Source organism: Dietzia sp. SLG310A2-38A2 (assembly GCF_014145095.1).
Classification (GTDB): domain Bacteria; phylum Actinomycetota; class Actinomycetes; order Mycobacteriales; family Mycobacteriaceae; genus Dietzia.
Window position 1 is genome coordinate 2541 of the sequence record NZ_JAALDX010000451.1, and the last position, 3594, is coordinate 6134.

The following is a 3594-nucleotide window of genomic DNA, read 5'->3' on the forward strand; positions in this document are numbered from 1 at the left end:
CTGGTCCGGGTGCTGGTCGACCTGCGGCGCCGCACCGGGCTGGTGGTGGCTCCGGCCGAGGCCGTGGTCGATCCCACCATCGAGCGCATCGCAGCCCTCGTGGACGAGCAGCGGGCGGCCGACGGACAGGAACCCTCCACCGAGTCGGAGAATCCGGCACGGCCTGCCACACACTCCGCGGTCGGTGCGCTCGATCCGGAGACCCACCTCGTGCCGATGTCCGGCTCCCAGGGTGGGCCCGTCTACCTGCTCCACCCGTCGGGCGGCGACATCCTGTGTTATTCCGACCTGGTCGCCGAGCTCCCGCGCCGGAGGGTGCTGGCGCTTCCCGATCCCCGGTACTTCGACACCCCGATGCCGGACGATCTCTCGCTCGTCGTCGCCGCCTACGCGGACCTGCTCGAGGCCGCCCATCGCGGCGAGGACCACCCGTTGGTGATCGGTGGCTGGTCGATGGGAGGCACCGTCGCGCATGACGTGGCCGTGGAGCTGCACGGGCGAGGCGTTCGCGTGGGTGGGGTGATCATGATCGACTCGACGACCCCGGACCGTATCCGGCGGATCGCGGGTCTCGCGCCGGGTGAAGTCGACGCCGAGGTGGCACTGCGTTATCTGCGGTCCGTCCAGGCCTTCGCTGGTGGCGGCTCCCGGACGGACTCGGTGGACGAGTCCCCGGAGACGTCGGTCCGGCGAGGCATGGCCGAAGCCGCCGATCCCGCCGCCCGTGGTGACGTCCTCGCGGCGCAACTGCGGGCCGCGGGACTGGCCGCGACGGATGCCCGCCGGCGTCTCGAGGTGTTCACCTCCCATCTGGCAGGGCTGGCGGAACATCACGCCCGCTCGCTCGAGGGCACCGACGTGCCCGTCCTTCTGCTCCGGGCCGACGAGACCTCGCCGGTGAACTCCGGAGTCGGCATGGGCGTGGACGACGCGGCGGGCTCGGAGGATCTGGGGTGGGGGACCGCCCTCGGATCCGGCGCCAGGGTCCTCGGAGTGGACGCGCACCACTACTCGGTGCTCAGGAACCCCGCCGTAGGGCAGATCGGGTCGGCGATCCGTGAGTTCCTGGCCGATCTGGGCGGCTCTGACACGGCCGGAGCTGACACGAGCGGGATCGAGATGGCCGGGGCGGCCGCGGACGAGCGTGGAGCCGGCCGATGAACCGGACGCTGACGAGTGCCCAGGTCGACCGGGTGGACGCGTGGACCACGGTCTACGAGGAGATCTACACCGACGGTCACGCCCGGGGGACCGCGGCCCACGGTCTAGAGGGATGGGTCGACGCGCTGTCCGGCCGTCCCCTGCCCGCCGAGATCATGTGGGAGTGGAGGGACGTCACGGTCGACCGTCTACGAGGCCTGCGTCCGGCGCGGGTGCTCGACGTAGGGACCGGCACCGGGATGATTGCCCGTGTCCTCGCACCGGAGGTGCGCTCCTATCACGCGGTCGATCCCACCCTGGCCGGTGTCCGGGACCTCATCGACGATCCGGAGCGGCCCGCCGGTCTGACGTTCGACCGCTGCGCCGCCCACGAGCTGAGCCCGCAGTCGCTTCCCGGCGACAGGCCGGATCTCATCCTCCTCAACAGCGTCGTGCACTACTTCCCCGACAGGGACTACCTCGACGTGGTGCTCACCAACCTGCTCGATCTGCTGGCTCCCGGTGGGGTGCTGTTCCTCGGCGATCTGCGGGATGCCCGGCGTGACCCGAGGCGGCTCCGCGAGCGCGCGCTGAGATCGGAACCCTGGGCGGATCCGCACCGACTCGACGAACTGGTCGCGGACCTCGCGCGACGGGACCGCGAACTCGCGCTCGATCCCTGGGAACCGGGGGAGTCCCTCGGCGCGCACACCACCGTCCTGGCGCGCTGCCTGCAGGACAGCGACCTGGCCCGGTACCGCGTCGACGTCCTACTCCGGCCCGGCGGCCGCGAGTCAGTCGACCAGGTCGCCGGTGACCACGATGCGGGTCCTCGTGCCACGCACCGCTGGGAGGACCTGGGCGACGACGAGAGAATTCGGGAGGCCGAGGCCCGCGCGGTCCTGAGTGCGGACGGCGTGGTCGACGTGCCGGACGGGCTGGCGTGCCCATTCGGTCCGTCGGCGCGGGAGGCCGCCGGGTGGACCCCGGCGGGCAGCGCAGGAGTGCACATGAGTCGGTATGCGCCCGACCGTCTGATCCTCACCGCGCAGCCGCTCACCCCGACCGGCCGGCGGGGTCGGACCGCTGACCGCGGGAAGACCGGCGATCTCACCCGGGGCGGCCACTTCGCAAGGGAGTCGCAGTGAGTGCCTCGGGATTCGACTACCGGGCCGTGCCGCGACTGGTACGCCCCCACCTCGGTGGGTCCCGCCGCCTGCTCGTGGCCGCGCTGGGGCTCGCCGTGCTCTCGGCCTTCGCAGAGCTCGCGGTGCCCTACGCCGTCTACCGGCTACTCGTGCATCTGGTGGTGGGCGACGGGGGGATGGCGGTGCCCCAGGCGGTCGCTCTCGCGGCTGCGGGAGTCGTCGTCACCTATGTCACCTTCGGCGCCGCGACCGCGCTGGCGCACCGGGCCGCCTTCGACGTGATCGCGCGTATTCGCATCGCCCTCGGTGAGGCGTGGTCCGGGGCGGATCTGTCCGACCTGTCGGACGGGCACACGGCCTCCGCCCGCTCTGCCGCGGGGGAGGAGGTCGAGCGGCTCGAAGGGATCCTCGCGCACGGTGTTCCGGAGTTCGCGGCCAGCGTGACGGTATGGCTCGCCATGACGGTGTGGCTTCTGGGTGAGGACTGGCGGTTGGCGCTGGCGTGCGCTGCGGTGGCCCCGCTGGCCTTCTGGACGATGCGGCGGGCGATGCGGTCCAACGCCCACCGGATGGGCGAGTTCGTCGTGGCGAACGCGGCGATGGGCCGGGCGATGATGGACCAGCTCACGGCGCTCGCGGAGATCAGGGTCTTCGGTGCCCGAACGCCCGGGTCCACGGCGGTGTCGGCGATCCGACACACCGCGAGCCTCCAGTCCGCGTGGGGTGCGGCGTTCCTACGGTGGGGCGCCTGGTTCTCACCCCTGGTCACCGCCACGCCGGCGGTCGTCGCGGTGCTCGGGGCATGGTTGCTCGCCGCCGGCCGGCTGGACGTGCAGACACTTCTGCTCTTCATCGTCCTCGCACCGGCCTACACCGTTCCGCTCGTCACGCTCTTCTACCGGATGCACTCCCTTCCCCTGGCGGCGGCGAGCGCCCGTGCCGTACAGGAGCAGCTCGATCTGGCCCCGACCGACCGGACCGTGGCGACCACCCGGGAGCCGGGGGATCGCGCTGTCGTGGTCGACGGCCTCGACTTCGGACACCGGGGGCGGGCGAGCACCCTACGACAGGTCACGTTCCGGGTCCCGGAGGGCGCGACCGTCGCCCTGGTGGGGGAGTCGGGATCGGGCAAGACGACCCTGCTCGAGGTGATCGCCGGGGTGAGGACACCGCCCGCCGGAGAGGTGACGCTCGGGGGAGTGCCCACCGCGGAGCTTCTCACCGCACCCGGACAGCGCCGGGTGAGCCTGGCTGCCCAGAATCCCCTGCTGTTCGCCGGCTCGATCGCGGAGAACCTCAGGACGGG

3 protein-coding genes are annotated in these 3594 nt (G+C 72.1%); all 3 read left to right on the forward strand.

Annotated features, from left to right (window positions below; genetic code table 11):
* The coding region (locus G6027_RS14910) for a thioesterase domain-containing protein (protein ID WP_182637856.1) at positions 1-1161 on the forward strand (1161 nt) is incomplete at its 5' end.
* Entirely contained in the window at positions 1158-2288 is a 1131-nt protein-coding gene (locus G6027_RS14915) for a methyltransferase domain-containing protein (protein ID WP_182637857.1), read from the forward strand. The genes G6027_RS14910 and G6027_RS14915, both read left to right, overlap by 4 nt.
* Positions 2285-3594, forward strand: a 1310-nt coding sequence (locus G6027_RS14920) for an ABC transporter ATP-binding protein (protein WP_182637858.1), incomplete at its 3' end; no start/stop codon positions are given. The genes G6027_RS14915 and G6027_RS14920, both read left to right, overlap by 4 nt.

Excerpts from the sequence above, each read along its gene's own strand:
- G6027_RS14915 (WP_182637857.1), top strand. The coding sequence starts at position 1,158 with ATGAACCGGACGCTGACGAGTGCCCAGGTCGACCGGGTGGACGCGTGG.